We start from the raw sequence: 17,679 nt of genomic DNA on the forward strand, positions 1-17,679 counted from the left end.
GCACACGACGAAAGGGATCATCATGCGCAACGTACTTGTCACCGGCTCCGTGGACGGCATCGGCCGGCACACCGCGGCCCAGCTCATCGACGGCGGCCACCGCGTGGTCGTGCACGCCCGCAACGAGGACCGGGCCGCGGACGCCAAGGCCGCGCTGCCGGGCGCGGCCGGGATCGTGGTGGGTGACCTGCGCTCGCTCGCCGAGACGACGGCGCTCGCGGGATCGCTGCGGGCGTACGGCCGTTTCGACGCCATCGTGCACAACGCCGGCATCGCCCGGCTGGACAGCTCCGAGCGGGAGGTGACCGGCGACGGCCTCGAGTCGATGTTCCAGGTCAACGTGCTCGCGCCGTACCTGCTGACGGCGCTGCTCCCGCAGCCGGAACGCCTGGTGTTCGTGTCGTCGGCGATGGCCGCCGAAGGTGCCGCCGACCTCACAGACCTGCAGTACGAGCGGCGGCCCTGGAACGGGTACGCGGCGTACTCGACCACGAAGTTGCTGGACCTGATGCTCGCCGTCGCCATCGCCCGCCGCTGGCCGTCGACGTTGAGCAACGCCCTGGATCCCGGCTGGGTGCGCACCGGCATGGGCGGCGACGCCGCACCGACCAGCCCGCGGGACGCAGCGCGGGGCCAGGTGCGCCTCGCCGTCGGCACCGACGCCGGCGCGCTGGTCACCGGCCGGTACTTCAGCGACCGCGACTGGCGGCCGGACGGCACCGCCCTGGATCCGGCGCTGCTGGACGCCCTGCTGGCCCGGTGCGCCGACCTCACCGGGGTTCAGCTGCCCGCCCCGCAGGGATGAGCACCGCCCCACCCCGCAAGGGTGGAACCGCCCCTGCGGGGTTCGGGAGCGAACGGTCCCGCTGACCGGAGCCAGGCCATCGTCTCCGCCATCGACCGGTCCGGGATCCCGGGCCGGTCGGGGATCGGCGCGAGGTAGCCGGCCAGCTCGGCGTCCATCGCCTCGGCCTGGTAGCCGACGCGGGCGCCGACGGCCCGGACCGTGCCCAGCAGGTCCGCGGCGTCGCCGTCGCGGCCCGCGCACGCCAGCAGGTGCGCGGACATCGCCACGGCCACCAGCCATCCGGTCGTGTCGGCGCCGCGGTACGCCTCCTCGAGCATCCGCCGGATCAGCGGCGCCGCCCGGGCGGGCCGGTCGACCGACAGCTCGACCTTGCTCAGCAGCCACAGCACGGACACCGTCGCCCAGCCGTGACCGCACGCGCCGGCCTCGCGCAGGGCGGCGGTGAACGTCTCCGCCGCCCGCTCCGGCCGGCCGCTGCGGCGCTGCGCCTCGCCGAGACACATGAGCGCCTCGGCCGCCGTGGCCCGGTGACCCGCCGCCCGCGCCAGCGTGAGCGCCTCGGTGGCGCCGGCGGCCGCGGCCCGCGGGTCGCCGCCGCCGGCCTCGAAGTACGCGATCGTCGCCAGCACCTGCGCCCGCACCGCCAGGTCACCGGTCGCGGCGCCGTGCCGCGCGGCCACCGCGAGGGCGTCGGCGACCAGGTCGTGGGCGCCGCTGAGGTACCGCAGCAGCGCGAGCCCGACGGCGGCGCGGGCGATCCACGCGTGGTCGTGGACCCGCGGGTCCGCCTGCCGCAGCGCCGGCGCGAGCAGCGCAGCCCGTCGGTGACGCGGCCCTGGCGGTACCAGAACCAGTGCAGGCCACCGGCGATGCGCAGCACAGTGGCGGTGTCGCCGGCCGCGGCCGCCCGGCGCAGCGCCGCCCGCACGTTGTCGCTCTCCAGGTGCAGCCGCCGCATCCACCCTGCGGCGGAGGGTCCCCGCAGCTGCTCACCGGCGGCGTCGGCGAGGTCCAGCACCCACGCGGTGTGCCGGTCGCTCAGCACCTGCCGCCGGCCGTCGGGCGTGCGGCGCACCGCGTACTGCCGGATGGTCTCCAGCAGCAGGAACCGCCGGTCGTCGCCGCCGGCCGCGACCGTCACCAGCGACTTCTCCACCAGGGCGGTGAGGACGGTGCGGGTGTCGCCGCGCCCCGCGACGGCGTCGGCGCCGGCGAGCCCGAAGCCGCCCTCGAACACCGCGAGGGCCTCCAGCAGGTCCTGCTCGGCGGCGGTCAGCAGCTCGTACCACGCGTCCATCAGCCCGAGCATCGTCGAGTGCCGGCTGGCGGTGCGCGCCCCGGCGAGGACCGCGAACCGGTCGTGCGCCAGGATCTGCCGCGGCGACAGCATCCGGCTCTGCGCGGCGGCGAACTCGATCGCGAGGGGCATGCCGTCCAGTGCCGCGCAGAGCCGGGCGACCTGGCGCCGCTCGTCCGGGCCGGGGTTCCAGCCGCTCAGCACCGCCGCGGCCCTGGCGGTGAACAGTTCGACCGCCTCGTCGCCGGTCAGCGGGGGCACGTCGTACAGCTGCTCCCCGTCGACACGCAGCGACTCGCGGCTGGTGGCCAGGATCCTCACGTGCGGGCAGGCGCTGAGCAGCGCCGAGGCCAGGGCCCCGGCCGCGGCGACGAGGTGCTCACAGTTGTCGAGGATGATGAGCACCTCCCGCCCGCGCAGCGCCGCGATCAGGGTGTCGGCGCTGCCGGTGCCGCAGATGCGCAACGCCGCGCAGACCCGATCGGCGAGCACGGCGGGCTCGTGCAGACCGGCCAGCTCGACCAGCCATGGGCCGTCAGGGTCCGAACGGGCGGCGGCGACCGCCAGGGCGAGCCGGGTCTTGCCCATCCCGCCCGCGCCGGTGAGGGTGACGAGGCGGTGACTGCGCAGCAGATCGGTGACGGCGTGCCGCTCCGCGCCGCGCCCCACGAGCGTCGAGACGGTGTGCGGCAGGTTGCCCGTCCCCGCGTCCTTTGTGGAGGGATCCACGGCGTGGGTCAGGATCTCGTGGTGCAGGCCGGTGAGCGCGGCGCCCGGCTCGACGCCGAGCTCGTCCACCAGGCGGCGCCGGGCGTCGCGCAGCACCGCGAGGGCGTCGCCCTGCCGGCCGGTGAGGTACAGCGCCCGTGCCAGCAACGCCCAGGCGTGCTCCCGCAGCGGATGCTCGGCGAGGAACGCCCGCAGCTGCGCCGCCGCGGTGTCGTGCGCGCCGAGCTCGATCAGCGCCGCGAGGCGGTGCTCGGCGGCGGCGGTGCGCAGCTCCTGCAGCCGCTGCGACTCCGCGACGACGAACGGGTGTCCGGCGCAGTCGGCGTACGCCGGTCCCCGCCACGATGCCAGGGCCTCGTCGAGGCACGCGAGGGCGGACCTGGCGTCACCGCCGGCGAGCAGGTCCCTCCCCCGCCGCAGGTTCGTGTCGAACCGGTCGGCGTCCAGCGTGCCGGGGTCCAGGCGCAGCGCGTACCCGGTGCCGTCGCGGACGAGCAGCCGCCCTGGCCGCCGCGGTGGCCGGTCCGGTTCGAGGGCCCGGCGCAGCACCGACAGGTAGCCCTGCGCGGTGATCCGGGCGCTCGGCGGCGGCTCGTGCGGCCAGAGGCTGTCGACCAGCGCGTCGATGGACACGAACCGCCCGCCGGCCACGACCAGCCGGCACAGCACCGTGCGTGGCGCCGGTCCCCCGAAGGCGACGTCGCGGCCGCCGCGCCGCACGACCGTCGGGCCGAGCACACCGACCATGAGGTCCGTACCGTGCACGGCGTCGCTCCCTCATTGGATCTTCTGCTCGGGCTCCACAGGTTCCCCAATGAACGATTCGTCTGTCAGCCGCATGTACGACACCCGCGCCAGGCAACCAAACGGCGTAGGTCGGTCAGGACGACACCGTCCGGTCACCGGACGGGCCCCGGTCCCGGCCACAGCCGGTGAGGTGACCCCGCGGACGGCCGAGGAAAGCGCGGGTGCTGGATACCAGATCCTCCGCTTGCGCGGAGGTTCCCGATTCGAACGGAATAGCAGGAAGCGCCCGCATGGCCTCGGCCGTCGCCGTCTTACCCGGGGATCAGCTCGCTGAGCCGGTCCAGCGTATAGGTCTCCGATCCGTCCGGCAGGTCGCCGGGGGCCTCGATGCCGATGAAGGTGACCGGCTCGTCCGGCAGCCGGCCGTCCCACGTCGTCACCTCGGTCCGTGCCCGCCACAGGTCGATCAGGTAGGACACGGTGAGGTAGCGCCGCTCCAGCACCGCACGGACCCGGTCGGCCGTGGTGAACATGTTCTCCTCGACGCGGTTGAAGTTCGGCCGGCCCTGCATGTACAGGTGCAGCCACACCGCCTGCCAGCCGCGCTCGCCGTTGGCGAACACCATCGGCAGGGCGATGCGGCCCTGGCCGCGCAGGTCCGAACGGACCCGGACGGTCCGGGCGTCGAACGGGGCGCCGCGCTGCTGCAGGGTGCGGGTCTGGTAGCCGAACATCGACTCGGCGACCTCGTCGAACGACTCCCCCGAGTAGATGTAGACCTGCGGCACCACGTACGGTGCGCTGACCGTCAGGGGCACGTCGATGAACTCCGTCGCCCCGTCCGGCGCGTCGGTGATGTCGCCGGAGTGCACGATGCCGTCGTGGTGGTAGTTCGTGTAGGACACCTGACCGGCGGTGTGGAAGCCCTCGTCGAGCAGCAGCACGGACAGGTCGAAGTCGGTGCGGCGGCTGGTCTGGCGCCAGTAGGTGAAGAAGCGCAGCAGCTCGCCGGAGACCGGTGCCCGTGAGCCCCGCGGCAGCACCGCGAACCCGCCGGCCGACGCCTTGCCGGACAGCGGCAGCGCGACGTCGAGCACGTCCGGGTCCACCAGCAGCGGGTGCTGCGGCTGCGGCAGCCGGGCGCCGATCTGCGCGTCCAGCAGTGCCGACAGCTCCGCGACCAGCCCGGCCGGCAGCGGTGGCCGCTCGTCCGGACCGATCCACGCGCGGCGGGAGCGGTTCGCGTACATCCGGGCGGACGCGGGCGTCAGCCGGTTGCCGACGTGCTCCCGCAGTGAGCAGAGCACCCGGGCGGACGCCGAGCCGAGCGCGCCCGTGACCGCTTCGACCACGGTGGCCCGCTCCGAGGCCGGCGCCAGGCGCAGCAGCCGGTCGGCGGAGCGCAGGAGCAGGCCCGGCGCGGCCGACAGCACCGACGCGGCCGGCGCGATGGCCCCGGCGCGCAGCGCCGCCTCCGCGCGGCCGGCGAGGTTGGGCACCCGCCGCTCGCCGCGTGCGACCGCGAACACCTCCCGTGCGTGCGGCCACTGCTGGTGCTCGTGCGGGTGCAGCCGCTCGCCGAGCCGCTTCCACGGCTCCGCGTGGCGCGTGACGTCACCGAGCTTGGCCGGGCTCGCGCCGACGACCTTGTCGAGCGCGGCCAGCAGGATCCGCCGCTCCGGGCGCCGGAACGACCGGAACCTGGTGGGGGTCGCGAGCGAGCCGTCGCCGCCGGACACGTGGCAGGCGAGGCGCAGCACGTCGGTCGTGGTGTCCACCCCGACCAGCGGCCGGCCGAGGACGAGCCGGACCCCGTTGAGCACGGCGCGGTGCTCGCGCACCGGGATCTCGGCGGGCTGCGCGCCGTCCACGCAGGCGACGGCGAGCTGGCTGAGGAGCGCGAGGTCCGCCTCGCCGAGGGGCGTGGTGCTGCCGGCCATGGCCAGGTAGAGCCGCGTCGCCTCGACCTCGGCGGTGTCGCCGAGACGCAGCAGCGTCAGCCGGTCGCCCGCGGAGGCGATCAGGGCGTCGTGCGCGGCCAGCAGGTCGGCGTAGGTGTGCTGGTAGGTGCCGTAGCCCGGCAGGTCGAGCAGGTTGACCCCGCCGGAGACGACGGCGTCGCGCAGCTGCGCGTCGGACGCGGTGCCGCCGCCGGCGAGGACGGCGGCCCGCAGGCGCTGCGTCCAGAACTCGACGGTGTCCGGCACGTCGTGCGGGAAGCCGATGAAGTAGGCGTTGTGCTGGACGTGGTCGCCGACCAGCTCGCGCACCGCGGACACGATCGTGGCGGCCAGGTCCATCGCCGGGGCGGGCGCCAGCGCGCCGACGTGCTCCAGCAGCGGCTGCGACGCGGAGAACCCGGCATCGAGCAGCGCCGCATCCAGCTGCCGGGCCACGGGCGTGCCGTCGCCGGCCGCGCCGGTGCTCGCCGGCACGCGCAGGGTCTTGCCAATGATCAGCTTCTCGAGCACGCGCGCCTCCCGTTGCGCTGGTGGTGACAGTGGGTCGCCGGGGACTCGAACCCCGAACCCTTCGGTCCAACAAGGAGAAGGAAGCACTCCCATGACCGCACAGGCGGAGAGCGGACGCGCTACTCAGCCGAATGCTCTACCAATTGAGCTAGCGACCCGACGTCGATGATCGCACCGGCCCGGCGGCCGGCGCCAACGAGTTACGCCGGCCGGCGGCGCCTGCCGTCGACGTTGCCGGTGATGGTGTTCAGGACGTCGGGCAGCTGCTCGACCGTGTCGGCGGGCAGGCCGGCCACGGTCTCCTCGGCCAGGTCGCACCACAGCTGCCTGAGCCGCTCGACGAGGGCCCGGCCGCTGTCGGTGAGCGCGACGACGGTGGCCCGCTTGTCAGTGGGGGCCGGCTCGCGGCGGATGTGGCCGGCGGCCTCCAGCTTGCGGGTCATGAGGGTGACGCTGGGCGGCTCGCAGCCGAGCGTCTCGCTGAGCTGCGCCTGGATCATCGGGCCGGTCCGGGCCAGCTCCAGCAGGAGCGTCTCCTGGCCGGGGTGCAGCCCGAGCGGGACCAGCAGCGCGGCCGCCCGGGCCCGGTGCCGCAGGCTCAGCAGGCGGATCGCCTGGTTGATGGCGTCGGCTCGGGCGAAGTCCACGGCGTGCTCCTTGACAGCTTAGTTACGCACATAACATTATGCGCGTAACTAATTCTACGACATCGGGGGCAGCCATGGCGGGACGGCAGTCGTGACGCGGGCCGTGCCGGGGTGGACGGTCCTGGCGCTGGTGTGCGCCTGCCAGTTCATGGTGATCCTGGACGTGTCCATCGTGAACGTCGCCCTGCCCTCGATCCAGCGCGACCTCGGCTTCACCGCGACCGGCCTGGCCTGGGTGGTGAACGGCTACCTGCTGGCGTTCGCCGGCTTCATGCTGCCGGGCGGGCGCGCCGCCGACCTGTTCGGCCACCGCCGGATGCTGGTCGGCGGTCTGGCGCTGTTCTCCGCGGCCAGCCTGGCCGCCGGGCTCGCGAGCACCCCGGAGGTCCTGGTGGCGGCCCGCGTCGCGCAGGGGCTGGGCGCGGCGGCGCTGGCCCCGGCGACCCTCGCGGTGCTCAACACCTCGTTCCAGGACGCGCGGGCGTTCGGCGCGTGGTCCGCGGCGGGCGGCGTCGGCGGGATGGTCGGCGCGATCGCCGGCGGCACCATCACCACCGGCCTGTCGTGGGAGTGGGTGTTCCTCATCAACGTGCCGATCGGCGCCGCGCTCATCGCGGTGGCCATGGTGTCGCTGACCGCCACGCGGACCGGCCGGCGCGGGGCCCTCGACCTCACCGGCGCGGTCACCGGGACCGCCGGGCTGACCGCTCTGGTCTGGGGAGTCATGCAGAGCGCCGGGCACGGCTGGACGTCCGGGCGGGTCGCCGGGCCGGTCGCGGCGGGCGTGCTGCTGCTGGCCGCGTTCGTCGTGGTGGAGGCGCGGTTCGCGACCCGGCCGATGGTGCCGCTGCGGCTGTTCGGCGTGCCCGGGGTGGCCGCCGGCAACGGCATGCTGCTGCTGTCCGGCGGGATCGCCATCGCGATGTGGTACTTCACGTCGCTGCTCCTGCAGGACGTCCACGGCTACAGCGCGCTGCAGTCCGGGCTCGGGCAGACCCCGGCGGCGGTGACGTTCGTGGTGGTCGCGCGGCTGGCCGCCGGGCTGCTCCCGCGGGCCGGGGCGCGGGCGCTGCTGCTGGCCGGCTGCGCCTGTCTCGTGGCCGGGTTCGGCTGGCTCGTCCGGGCCGGCGCCGGCGGCGGCTACGTCACCGGGCTGCTCGGGCCGATGCTGCTGGTCGCGGTGGGCATCGGGCTGACGTTCCCCACCCTCATGGCCGTGGCGACCGCCGGGGTCCCCGGGGGCGACGCGGGGACCGCGGGCGGGCTGGCCGGCACCGCGAGCCAGGTCGGCGGGGCGATCGGCCTCGCCGTGCTCGCGACCGCCGGTGGCTACGGCGTGGTGTTCGGCCTGGCGGCCGGGCTCGGCGTGGCCGTCGCGGCGCTCAGCCTGCTGCTGCCGCGGCACGGCCGGCCACCCGGTGGATCCCTGGCACCGCAGGAACGGCCTGCCGCTTCGACGGGCGGAGGGTGAGGGCTTGGCAGATACTGGCGGGATGGCGAACCCGGATCTTGACCCCAACGAGTACCCACCGATCGATCCGGCCGAGGCCGTGCCCGACGACGCCGGTGAGCTGCTGCCCGACACCCCGGACGAGCTGCCGGAGGCGCCGGTCGAGCCGATGCCCGGCGACGACGGCGGCGGCGCCGACCCCGGCGGCGTGCGCGAGCCCGCCTGACGCCGACGTAGTCTCGACCGGGTGAGCACAGCGCCGACCGTGACCCTGGACAACCGCTTCGCCCGCGACCTGCCCGAGATGGCGGTGCCGTGGCAGGCCGAAGCGGTCGCCGAGCCGCTGCTGCTCGTGCTCGACGAGGACCTCGCCGGCGAGCTCGGCTTCGACCCGGCCTGGCTGCGCGGCCCCGACGGCGTGCGGCTGCTGACCGGCGCGGCCGGGCTCAACGGCGCCACCCCGGTCGCGCAGGCGTATTCCGGGCACCAGTTCGGCGGCTTCTCCCGCGGCTCGGCGACGGCAGGGCGCTGCTGCTCGGCGAGATCGAGGCCGGCGGCCGGCTCCGCGACCTGCACCTGAAAGGGTCGGGGCGCACGCCGTTCGCGCGTGGCGGCGACGGGCTCGCCGCGGTCGGCCCGATGCTGCGCGAGTACGTCGTCAGCCGCGCGATGCACGCCCTGGGCATCCCGACGACCCGGGCCCTCGCCGTGGTGGCGACCGGCCGCCCGGTGCGCCGCGAGACCATGCTGCCGGGTGCCGTGCTCGCCCGCGTCGCGAGCAGCCACCTGCGGGTCGGCAGCTTTCAGTACGCCACCGTCACCGGCGACCCCGACCTGCTGCGGCGCCTCGCCGACCACGCGATCGCCCGGCACCATCCGGCGGCCGCCGGCGCAGAGCGGCCCTACCTGGCGCTGTTCGAGGCGGTCGCCGCCGCGCAGGCGTCCCTGGTCGCCCAGTGGATGCTCGCCGGGTTCGTGCACGGCGTCATGAACACCGACAACATGACCATCTCCGGCGAGACCATCGACTACGGGCCGTGCGCGTTCATGGACGCGTTCGACCCTGCGACGGTCTACAGCTCCATCGACCACAGCGGGCGGTATGCCTACGGCAACCAGCCGGTCGTCGCGGAGTGGAACCTCGCCCGGCTCGCCGAGACGCTGCTGCCGCTCATCGACGGCGACCAGGAGCGGGCCGTGGAGCTCGCGACGGCGTCGTTGCACGGTTTCCGCCGCCGGTATGACGATGCGTGGTCGGCCGGCATGCGGGCGAAGCTCGGCCTGCCCGCCGGACTCGACGACGAGGTCGCCGCGGCACTCGTGAAGGACCTGCTCACGCTGCTGGAGGCCGGCGGCGTCGACCACACGTCGAGCTACCGCGCCCTGGCCGCGGCCGCCCGCGGCGACGCCGGGCCGGTCCGCCGGCTGCTGCCCGACCCCCTCGCGGCCGCGTGGATCCAGCGCTGGCTGGCGCTCGCCCCCGACGCGGACGCGATGGACCGGGTGAACCCCGTCTACATCCCCCGCAACCACCTCGTCGAGGAGGCTCTCGCCGCCGCGACCGGTGGCGACCTGGGAGCGCTCACACGCCTCGTCGACGTCGTGAGCGACCCGTACACCGAGCGGCCCGGGCTGGACCGCTATGCCGCCCCGGCACCGGCGGACTTCGGCTCGTACCAGACCTTCTGTGGCACCTGAACCTGAAAGTTCCACGTCACGCCGCGTTCGGCGGACGCGACCCATTGACCGACGCCCATGAGAGCGCTAACAATCGTCGCCGTGACCACCTCCCGCAGGACCTGGCTCGGCCTGGCCGCCGCCGCGGCCGTGGCGGCCGGCGCCGCCGTCGTCGCACTGCAGCCCGCCGGCGCGGCGACGATCGACCCGACCGCCTACTACCAGCTCACCGCCCGGCACAGCGGCAGGACCCTGGCCGTCGCCGGCGCGTCCACTGCCGACGGCGCCGGCATCGTCCAGCAGACCGGCACCGGCGCCACCAGCCAGCAGTTCCAGTTCGTCGACGCCGGCAGCGGCTACTACCGGCTCCGCGCCCGGCACAGCGGCAAGGTCGTCGACGTCTCCGCCAGGTCCACCGCCGACGGCGCCGACGTCGTGCAGTGGCCGAACAACGGCGGCACCAACCAGCAGTGGTCCGTCGTGGACACCAGCGGCGGCTACGTCCAGTTCATCAACCGCAACAGCGGCAAGGCTCTCGACGTCTGGCAGGCGTCCACCGCCGACGGCGCCCGGGTGTCGCAGTCCACCGACACCGACGCCGCCAGCCAGCAGTTCCAACTCGTTCGCGTCGGAACGACGCCGCCGACCTCGACGCCGCCGAGCTCGAACGCGCCCACACCGCCGGCCGCGTACCCGAACCCGGGCACCGTCACCGGCTCGACCGGCGCGCACGACCCGTCGGTGACGAAGACCCCGGCCGGCACGTACCTGCTCGCGGCCACCGGCAACAACCTGGCGCTCAAGACGTCCACGGACCGTGTCGCCTGGCGCAGCGCCGGGGCGGTCTGGCCCGGCGGCGCGCCCTGGACCACCGCGTACACCGGCGGCAGCGCCAACCTGTGGGCGCCGGACATCTCCTACCGCAACGGCCAGTACTACCTCTACTACTCGGCGTCGACGTTCGGGTCCCAACGGTCGGCGATCTTCCTGGCGACCAGCCCGACCGGGGCGTCCGGCTCGTGGACGAACCAGGGCCTGGTCATCGAGAGCAGCACGAGCGTCAACTACAACGCCATCGACCCGAACCTCGTCGTCGACGGCGCCGGGCAGTGGTGGCTGACGTTCGGCTCGTTCTGGAGCGGCATCAAGCTGATCCGGCTCGACCCGGCCACCGGGCGGCGGTCCACCACCGACACGGCCGTGCGGGCACTGTCGACCCGTACGGGCGCGAACGGTGCGGTCGAGGCCCCGTTCGTCTTCCAGCACGCCGGCGCCTACTACCTGTTCGTGTCCTTCGACGTGTGCTGCCAGGGCGCCGCCAGCACCTACCGGGTCATGGTCGGCCGCTCCACCAGCGTCACCGGCCCCTACACCGACCGCAACGGCACCGCCATGACCGCCGGCGGCGGCACCCAGGTCCTCGCCGGCCACGGCTCGATCCACGGGCCGGGCCACCAGGCGGTCATCGCCGACACCGACGGCGACGTGCTCGTCTACCACTACTACGCCGACAGCGGCGCGTCGTTCCTCGGCATCAACCGCCTCGGCTGGGACGCGGCCGGCTGGCCGTTCGTCTACTGACCGGAGATCTGACCGGAGATCTGACCGGAGGCCTGGCCGGTCCCGTGCCACTCGGCGCGGTGACCGGCCAGGACGTCGGCGCCGAAGTCGGAGCCGGGGCGGCGCAGCACGGTGTGCGCGTGGTTCAGGTCGTCGGCGGTGTTGTCGTACTCGATGAGCAGGTCGGGGCCCTGCACGCGGTAGTAGTGCCGGCCGGTGCGCTCCGTGGCGCCCTCCCACGCGAACGACAGCCGGTCCCGGTCGACGGCGGGTGCGATGTCGGCGGGCAGCCGGTCCAGGTAGACCGCGACGAGGTCGTCGAGCAGCCGCCGGGCCGGGTCGGGCAGCTCTGCCGCCGGGATCCCGGACGGGATCGGCCGCAGCGCCGCCCGCGGTCCACTGTGGATGTCCGGCGGCGCGGCCGGGTCCAGCACCACCCGGGACAGCAGCGGCCGCGGCACCGCGTCGAGGAGCTCCCAGCCGAGGTCCTCCTCCGGCGCGAGCGGACGCACGACCGGGCGGCCGCGGTACCAGGTGGCGAGCGGGTTCGCGCCCAGGAACACCGGCGCCGGGGAGACCGTGTCGCCGTCGAGGGTCATCGTCACCGACAGGTGGTGGCCCTCGAACCGCCAGCCCCACCGCTCCCCCACGGCCGGCGTGCCGAACACGACCACGGTGTAGTCGTTGCTGTGCCGGCCGCGCCGGTACCCCTCCTCGCGGTCCAGCACCTCCTCCAGGGCGAGGATCACGGTCGCCTGCGCGAACGCGTGCGGGCGCAGCGCGGTCGCCAGGAGCCGGTGCGCGACCTTGCGGCCGTCCGGGTCCAGCGCGCCGAGGCTCACGCCGGGCCGGGGCCGCGGCCGGTACTCGATCCAGCGGCGGTGCGCGTCGTCGGCGAACGGCAGCCCTGCCACCGGCGCCGCGCGCAGCAGAGTGGCCGCCTCGGCCCGCATCGCCGCCGCCGTGCTCATGCCGCTGCTCATGACGCCGCCGTGCTCATGACGCCGCCGTTCCGGCCGGCAGTGCCACGTCGACCCGCCACGAGCGGCGGTGGTGCACGCTGAGCCCGTGCGCGGCGACCCCGTCGAGGTGCTCGGCGGCGCCCCCGTAGCCGGCGTTGCGCTCCCACCCGTACTGCGGGAAATCCGTCGCGAGCGCGGCCATGTGCAGGTCACGGTGCGACTTCGCCAGGATCGAGGCCGCCGAGACCACGGCGCAGCGCGCGTCGCCCTTCACCTCGGTGCGGACCGGCGGGATGCTGCGCTCCGGGCAGAACAGCGTCTCCTCCATCGGGTCGCTGAGATAGTCGTGCCCGCCGTCGAGGATGATCACGTCGGGGTGCCGTGGCAGCGCGGCGAGCGCCCGCCAGCCCGCGGTCCGCAGCGCCGCGGTGACGCCGAGCCGGTCGACCTCCTCGACGGTCGCCTCACCGACCGCCCAGTGCCCGACCCAGTCCCGCACGACGGGCACCATCCGCTCCCGCTGCGCCTCGGACAGGAACTTCGAGTCGGCGAGCCCGTCGGGCACCGGCGGGCAACCACGGGCGAGGACCGCGATGCCGACGGTGATCGGCCCGGCCCACGCCCCGCGGCCGACCTCGTCCATGCCGGCGACCGTCAGGTGGCCCCGCCCCCACAGCTCGGTCTCGACGTCCAGCGTCGGCACCACCTTCCGCGTCCCGCGCGCGGCTCGCGGCGTTCCTGTGGCTCGTGCGGGCAAGGTGCGGCTCCCTCGGCTGTCCGGCTCACGACGCCCCAGTCAATCAGACCTACGACGGCTGCAGGCACGGGGTCTCGGCGGTGGCGAGCGCGCCGGCGTTCTGCGGGGCGGTGATCTCCACCGCGACCGACACGCAGCCCCTGGCGGTCTGCAGCACGTTGCCGAAGACGCTGAACACCTGCGGGCGGACCATGTACGGGTAGTCGAACTCGCTCGCCGCGCCGTCGGACGGCCGGCTGGCACGCAGCCGGATCGTGGCGCCGGTCGGCACGCGCTCGCTGGACACGAACAGTGGCCAGGCGGCGTGGCAGTGCGGCGAGTATCGCAGCGTGAGGCTCCCGTAGGCCGGCTGCGACGCGTCCGGGCCCGGGATCGGTACCGTGCGGGCGCTGACCGCGTCGAGCTGGCAACGCTGCTCCTGCGGGTCGCTGCCGTCGGGTGCGCCGGCGGGCGGCGCGGACGCCTGCGGGGAGGCGGCCTGGCCGGTGGGCTGCCCTGACGTGAACGCGCCGGTGGCGGCGGCGACCGCCAGGACCAGCACCACGACCAGCGCGGCGATCCCGACCGTCAGGGCCAACCGGCGGCGGTCCAGGGTGTCCGCGGCGGGATCGGACCCGGCCCCGGATGCGGGCGAGGGTCCGGACGAGGGCCCGGGTGCGGCGGCCGGGCCGTGCAGCAGGTCGTGCTCGCGCCGCCAGCGCTCCCGCCACGCCTGGTCGTCGCCGCCGCAGGCCCGCACGAACGCCAGGGTCAGCTCCTGCGACGGCAGGCGCATCCCCGACAGCACGCTCGACAGCGCGGTGTGCGAGTAATGACTCGCCCCGGCCATCTTCCGCAGCGACGGCTGGCCCGCCTCCCGGCGCAACTCGGCAAGATCGGCGACGAATTCGGTGAGCCGGTCGTCGGCGGACGCCTGGCCGGCGAAACTTCCGTTTTGACCCGTCATGGCCGCTCCCTTCCGTGGAAATCCTGGTGTCAACCTGCGTCAAGCCCGTGCTTTCCAACCCGGCGCACGGGAAAGATCGGGCCCGGCAACGAATGCCCACCCGATTGGCGCCGGTCAATAGGATCTCACGCGCCGAACATGATCACGCGCGTATCCGAATCGCCGTCGCGTGCGCATTCTTCAACCTTCACCACAGGAGGACACGCGTGCTCCATCGCAACGTCAGATCATCACGGCTCGCCGCGCTCCTGCTCGCCGCGGGCATGACCGCCGCCCTGCTGGCCGGCACGGCCGCACCGGCGGCGGCAGGCATCAGCGGGTACAGCGTCGCCGGCACCGGCGGCGTCGGGCTCCAGGTCCGCACGAGTCCCTACGACGCGGGCGCGTCGGCGGTGGCCGTGCTCGGCGACGGCACCGGCTTCACCGCCGAATGCGCCGTGCACGGCCGCAACATCAACGGCAACTCGGTCTGGCACCAGATCAGCTCGCCGGCCGTGGGCTGGATCAGCGACTACTACACCAACACCCCCGGCTTCAACCAGTACCTGCCGGGCGAGCCCGAGTGCGGCACGAACCCGCCGACCGGCACCCGCGAGGACCGGGCCCTCGCGTGGGCCCGCTCGGTGATCGGGCAGGCGTACACCAACGGCGACCTCGGCGACTCCAACCACGCGTGGGATGGCTGGTGCGACAACTTCGTCGGCCACGCCTACGGCCGGGCCGCCAGCGGCTACGCGTCCGCGATCGTGCACTACAACGCCCTGTACAACCGCGGCCTGATCCACACGACCGGCACCCCGCCGGCGGGCGCGCTCGTGTTCTTCAACGCCGCACCGATCAACGGCAACTTCGGCCACGTGATGCTGTCGGAGGGCAACGGCAACTACATCACCTCCGCCCCGACCGTGCGCCGCGTGAACATCAACTGGCCGGGCGCCCCCTACATCGGCTGGTCCTACGCCGACCCGGAATGGGCCGGGCGCTGAGCAAGCAAGCCTCTGCCGTGAAAGGAATGCGATGCGTCGCCTCCCCCTCCTCGCGCTGCTCGCCCTGGCGCTGATCCTCGCGGCGCCCGCCGCCGCGAACGCCGCCCCGGCTCCCGCGAAGCCCGCCAGCATCGGCGGTCCTGCCACCGGTACCGTGGCATCCAACGGCGCACAGATCGCCGCGGTCGGCATCGACCTGTGTGCGCAGGTCGGCTACAGCGCCGGCTTCCGCGGCAACTCCCTCGTCACCGCCGTCGCCATCGCGATGGCCGAGTCCTCGTGCAACCCGTCGGCGGTCGGCAGCAACCCGGCCGGCACCGGCTGCCCGAACGGCTCGCTCGACCGGGGCCTGTGGCAGATCAACAACTGCTGGCACCCCGAGGTCAACGACACCTGCGCCTACAACGCCCAGTGCAACGCCAACGCCGCCTACACGATCTCCTACAGCGGCACGTACTGGCAGCCGTGGTCGACGTACAACAACGGCGCCTACGCCGGCTACCTGTCGGCCGCCCAGGCCGCGGTCGACCGCCTCGGCGGCGGCACGCCCACCGTCACCGGCACGATCCTGGCCAGCCCGTCGCTGACCATCCGGTCCGGCCCGGGCACCGGCTACGGCCCGGTCGGCTCCGCCGCCTATGGCGCCGTCGTGACCATCGCCTGCTACACGTTCGGCGAGTACGTCGGCGGCGGCTACTGGCCCTCGTCGACCTGGGACCGGATCACCAACCCGGCCACCGGCGCGACCGGGTACGCCGCCGACACGTGGATCTCCACCACGTACGACGTCAAGACCATGGTGGGCCAGTGCTGAGGCGGCTGATCACCGCCGGTGTGCTCCTCGGTGCCGGTCGCTGACCGGCGGGGCCGGCGGCGGGCGGGGTTCACTCCCCCGCCTGCCGCCGGTCGGCGGCGGGTTCGGCAGCACGGCGGGCTCGAACTGTCGCGGCTACGGCAGTTCCAAGAGCTCGACGCTGCTCATGGTGGAGTGCGAGACGTATCCGTGATTGTCGCGCAGTGCGGACCGGTCCAGTACCTACCGCCGTTTCACCAGGCGCTCCGCGAGGGTCTCGCGCAGGTCGTCGGGCAGGCCGTCGACCTCGAGCAGCGCGGGCAGCAGCTCCGGCTCGGTCATGTACGCCCGGAACGCCCGCGCGATCGTCACCCCGTGTGCCGGGCGGTCCTCGACGGTCACCGGATCCCCGGCCCACACCGCACCCGGCTCCAGCACCCGCAGGTATGCGCCGGGCCGGTTCGCCCGCGCGAACGTCTTCACCCAGCGCGGCTCGCCCATCTTGTGCTGGAAGGTGACGCACGGGATGCGGCCGAACGTCGGCTGCAGCACCAGTCGCGGGCCGACCCGCCACCGCTCGCCGATGACCGCGCCGTTGACGTCGAGCTCCTCGGTCGTCAGGTTCTCCCCGAACAGCCCGTCGCCCAGCCGGCGACTCAGCCGCGCCTGCCACCAGTCGTAGTCTTCCCGCGCGTACGCGTACACCGCCTGATCGTCGCCGCCGTGGTTGTCGACGTCGCAGACGTGGTCCCCGACCAGGCCGCTGTGCAGCCCGGTCGTCTTGGGCCCCGGCGCGCGCACCTCGACCAGGCGGTCGACCGGCCGCTTGTTGATGCCCGTGACCCCGACCCGCTTGACCGGGTTGGGCTCCGGCGCCGCCGCCAGGTTGACCGAGACGATCCTGCTCACGCCGGTCAATCTAGCCATCCGGGCCGCCGCCCGCCGCCCAATATCGCCGCCCCGGCCGCCTGCCTCATATGCAGATGATGAAGCTCTGGTACGGGTGCCGGCCCGCCGTCGCGTCGATGCTGCCGAACGCCGCACCGACCTGCCGGAGCTGCTCGACGGTCATCTGCAGCGGCGGCTCGTCCGGCTGGTAGGTGGTGCGCACCGGGTAGTCCACGCCGGGCTCGGTCGACATCTCGATGTGACAGCCCATGACATGGGTGACCGGATGACTGTCCGCAAAGGCAATCATCCGTTCGATGCTCACGCGGTACGCCGCGAGATCCTCCACGTACAGGCGCCCCGGGTACACCGTGTCACCCGTGAGCAGAAACCCGGTGTACGGGTCGTAGTACGTCACCGCCGCCGCATCGTGCCCGGGAGTGGCCAGGCACTCCAGCACCCGGCCGCCGAGGTCGACCCGTCCGGCGCGCTGCGGGTCGGCGTCGAAGCCGAAGTACGCCCACGCCCCGCTCCGGTCGGCCGGCACCACGGTCGTGTCCGGCCGCCCGGCGAACTGCCCGTCCCCCGCGACGTGGTCGCCGTGGCTGTGCGTATGCAGCACCAGCAGCTGGTACCCCGGCCGCGGGTGCTCTGCCAACCACTGCTCGATCAGCCCGTCGACCGTGCCGCGCAACGGGAAGTACCGCTCGGCCTCGGTCGCCCCGGTGTCCAGCAGCATCGCCCGCTCATTGCCGAACAGCAGGTACAGAAACGGCGCCTCGTAATGGACCGCCTTGTTCTGCCGCAGGATGTAGGTGTGCGCGTCGTACGCGTACACCTGAATGTCCGGATCGGTGTTGTGCTTCGCCGACGGCGACCCCGACATCCACCGCACGTCGATGCCCCGCACCTGCGGCACCCCGACCACGAAGTCAACGAGCTGCACCACGCCTACCTCCAC

The 17,679-nt window shown here is 74.0% G+C and carries 17 protein-coding genes and 1 tRNA gene; 8 read left to right on the forward strand and 10 right to left on the reverse strand.

Translation table 11 applies throughout. The features are described 5' to 3' along the window. Positions 1 to 22: 22 nt before the first annotated feature. Positions 23 to 805: an SDR family NAD(P)-dependent oxidoreductase gene (locus OHA72_RS49265; RefSeq protein ID WP_327003006.1), complete on the forward strand. Its 783-nt coding sequence runs from the start codon at positions 23 to 25 to the stop codon at positions 803 to 805. On the opposite strand, the gene OHA72_RS49270 is transcribed toward OHA72_RS49265, so the two are convergent. The 5 genes from OHA72_RS49270 to OHA72_RS49290 form a co-directional block, all read right to left on the reverse strand. Then, complete coding sequence (locus OHA72_RS49270) at positions 781 to 1,197, reverse strand: hypothetical protein (protein WP_327003007.1); 417 nt, start codon at positions 1,195 to 1,197, stop codon at positions 781 to 783. The genes OHA72_RS49265 and OHA72_RS49270 overlap by 25 nt on opposite strands. Beyond that, on the reverse strand, positions 1,182 to 3,599 hold the full coding sequence (locus OHA72_RS49275) for an AfsR/SARP family transcriptional regulator (RefSeq protein WP_327003008.1): 2,418 nt from the start codon (positions 3,597 to 3,599) through the stop codon (positions 1,182 to 1,184). Before OHA72_RS49275 ends, OHA72_RS49270 begins: the two co-directional genes overlap by 16 nt. Positions 3,600 to 3,892: 293 nt before the next feature. Next, entirely contained in the window at positions 3,893 to 6,052 is a 2,160-nt protein-coding gene (locus tag OHA72_RS49280) for a TerD family protein (RefSeq protein WP_327003009.1), read from the reverse strand. 30 nt (positions 6,053 to 6,082) lie between these two features. Next, positions 6,083 to 6,210: transfer RNA gene (locus OHA72_RS49285), tRNA-OTHER, on the reverse strand. A gap of 42 nt (positions 6,211 to 6,252) precedes the next feature. Then, a complete protein-coding gene (locus OHA72_RS49290; protein WP_327003010.1) occupies positions 6,253 to 6,699 on the reverse strand; it encodes a MarR family winged helix-turn-helix transcriptional regulator in 447 nt (148 codons plus the stop codon). Positions 6,700 to 6,790: 91 nt separating this feature from the next. On the opposite strand from OHA72_RS49290, the gene OHA72_RS49295 reads away from it, so the two are divergent. The 5 genes from OHA72_RS49295 to OHA72_RS49315 all read left to right on the forward strand — a co-directional run bounded on the left by OHA72_RS49295 (position 6,791) and on the right by OHA72_RS49315 (position 11,407). Next, complete coding sequence (locus OHA72_RS49295; protein ID WP_327003011.1) at positions 6,791 to 8,170, forward strand: MFS transporter; 1,380 nt, start codon at positions 6,791 to 6,793, stop codon at positions 8,168 to 8,170. Positions 8,171 to 8,192: 22 nt separating this feature from the next. After that, positions 8,193 to 8,375: a hypothetical protein gene (locus OHA72_RS49300; protein ID WP_327003012.1), complete on the forward strand. Its 183-nt coding sequence runs from the start codon at positions 8,193 to 8,195 to the stop codon at positions 8,373 to 8,375. 21 nt (positions 8,376 to 8,396) lie between these two features. Further along, on the forward strand, positions 8,397 to 8,729 hold the full coding sequence (locus tag OHA72_RS49305) for a hypothetical protein (RefSeq protein ID WP_327003013.1): 333 nt from the start codon (positions 8,397 to 8,399) through the stop codon (positions 8,727 to 8,729). Beyond that, the gene (locus OHA72_RS49310) at positions 8,693 to 9,847 is read left to right on the forward strand and encodes a protein adenylyltransferase SelO (protein ID WP_327011815.1); all 1,155 of its coding nucleotides are present in this window, start codon (positions 8,693 to 8,695) and stop codon (positions 9,845 to 9,847) included. Before OHA72_RS49305 ends, OHA72_RS49310 begins: the two co-directional genes overlap by 37 nt. 81 nt (positions 9,848 to 9,928) lie before the next feature. Continuing rightward, positions 9,929 to 11,407 carry a family 43 glycosylhydrolase gene (locus tag OHA72_RS49315; protein ID WP_327003014.1) on the forward strand — a complete coding sequence of 493 codons (1,479 nt, stop codon included), beginning with the start codon at positions 9,929 to 9,931 and terminating at the stop codon, positions 11,405 to 11,407. On the opposite strand, the gene OHA72_RS49320 is transcribed toward OHA72_RS49315, so the two are convergent. From OHA72_RS49320 to OHA72_RS49330, 3 genes are all read right to left on the reverse strand, one after another. Next, the gene (locus OHA72_RS49320; RefSeq protein WP_442788413.1) at positions 11,401 to 12,369 is read right to left on the reverse strand and encodes a DUF3500 domain-containing protein; all 969 of its coding nucleotides are present in this window, start codon (positions 12,367 to 12,369) and stop codon (positions 11,401 to 11,403) included. The genes OHA72_RS49315 and OHA72_RS49320 overlap by 7 nt on opposite strands. Positions 12,370 to 12,382: 13 nt before the next feature. Continuing rightward, positions 12,383 to 13,054 (reverse strand): ribonuclease HII, encoded by a 672-nt coding sequence (locus OHA72_RS49325; RefSeq protein ID WP_327003015.1) that lies wholly within the window; start codon positions 13,052 to 13,054, stop codon positions 12,383 to 12,385. 100 nt (positions 13,055 to 13,154) lie between these two features. Continuing rightward, a complete protein-coding gene (locus OHA72_RS49330; protein ID WP_327003016.1) occupies positions 13,155 to 14,051 on the reverse strand; it encodes a helix-turn-helix domain-containing protein in 897 nt (298 codons plus the stop codon). A 206-nt stretch (positions 14,052 to 14,257) separates the two neighbouring features. Between OHA72_RS49330 and OHA72_RS49335 the strand changes: the two genes are divergently transcribed. Both OHA72_RS49335 and OHA72_RS49340 read left to right on the forward strand, forming a co-directional pair. Next, positions 14,258 to 15,037, forward strand: a complete 780-nt coding sequence (locus tag OHA72_RS49335; protein WP_327003017.1) for an NlpC/P60 family protein — start codon at positions 14,258 to 14,260, stop codon at positions 15,035 to 15,037. A gap of 31 nt (positions 15,038 to 15,068) precedes the next feature. Continuing rightward, entirely contained in the window at positions 15,069 to 15,851 is a 783-nt protein-coding gene (locus OHA72_RS49340) for a transglycosylase SLT domain-containing protein (protein WP_327003018.1), read from the forward strand. Positions 15,852 to 16,073: 222 nt separating this feature from the next. Here the strand turns inward: OHA72_RS49340 and OHA72_RS49345 are convergent, their stop codons facing one another. Continuing rightward, positions 16,074 to 16,739 carry an MOSC domain-containing protein gene (locus OHA72_RS49345; RefSeq protein WP_327003019.1) on the reverse strand — a complete coding sequence of 222 codons (666 nt, stop codon included), beginning with the start codon at positions 16,737 to 16,739 and terminating at the stop codon, positions 16,074 to 16,076. A 64-nt stretch (positions 16,740 to 16,803) separates the two neighbouring features. After that, the gene (locus OHA72_RS49350) at positions 16,804 to 17,667 is read right to left on the reverse strand and encodes an MBL fold metallo-hydrolase (protein ID WP_327003020.1); all 864 of its coding nucleotides are present in this window, start codon (positions 17,665 to 17,667) and stop codon (positions 16,804 to 16,806) included. Positions 17,668 to 17,679: the final 12 nt, after the last annotated feature.

The organism is Dactylosporangium sp. NBC_01737 (assembly GCF_035963215.1).
In the GTDB taxonomy this organism is placed as follows: domain Bacteria; phylum Actinomycetota; class Actinomycetes; order Mycobacteriales; family Micromonosporaceae; genus Dactylosporangium.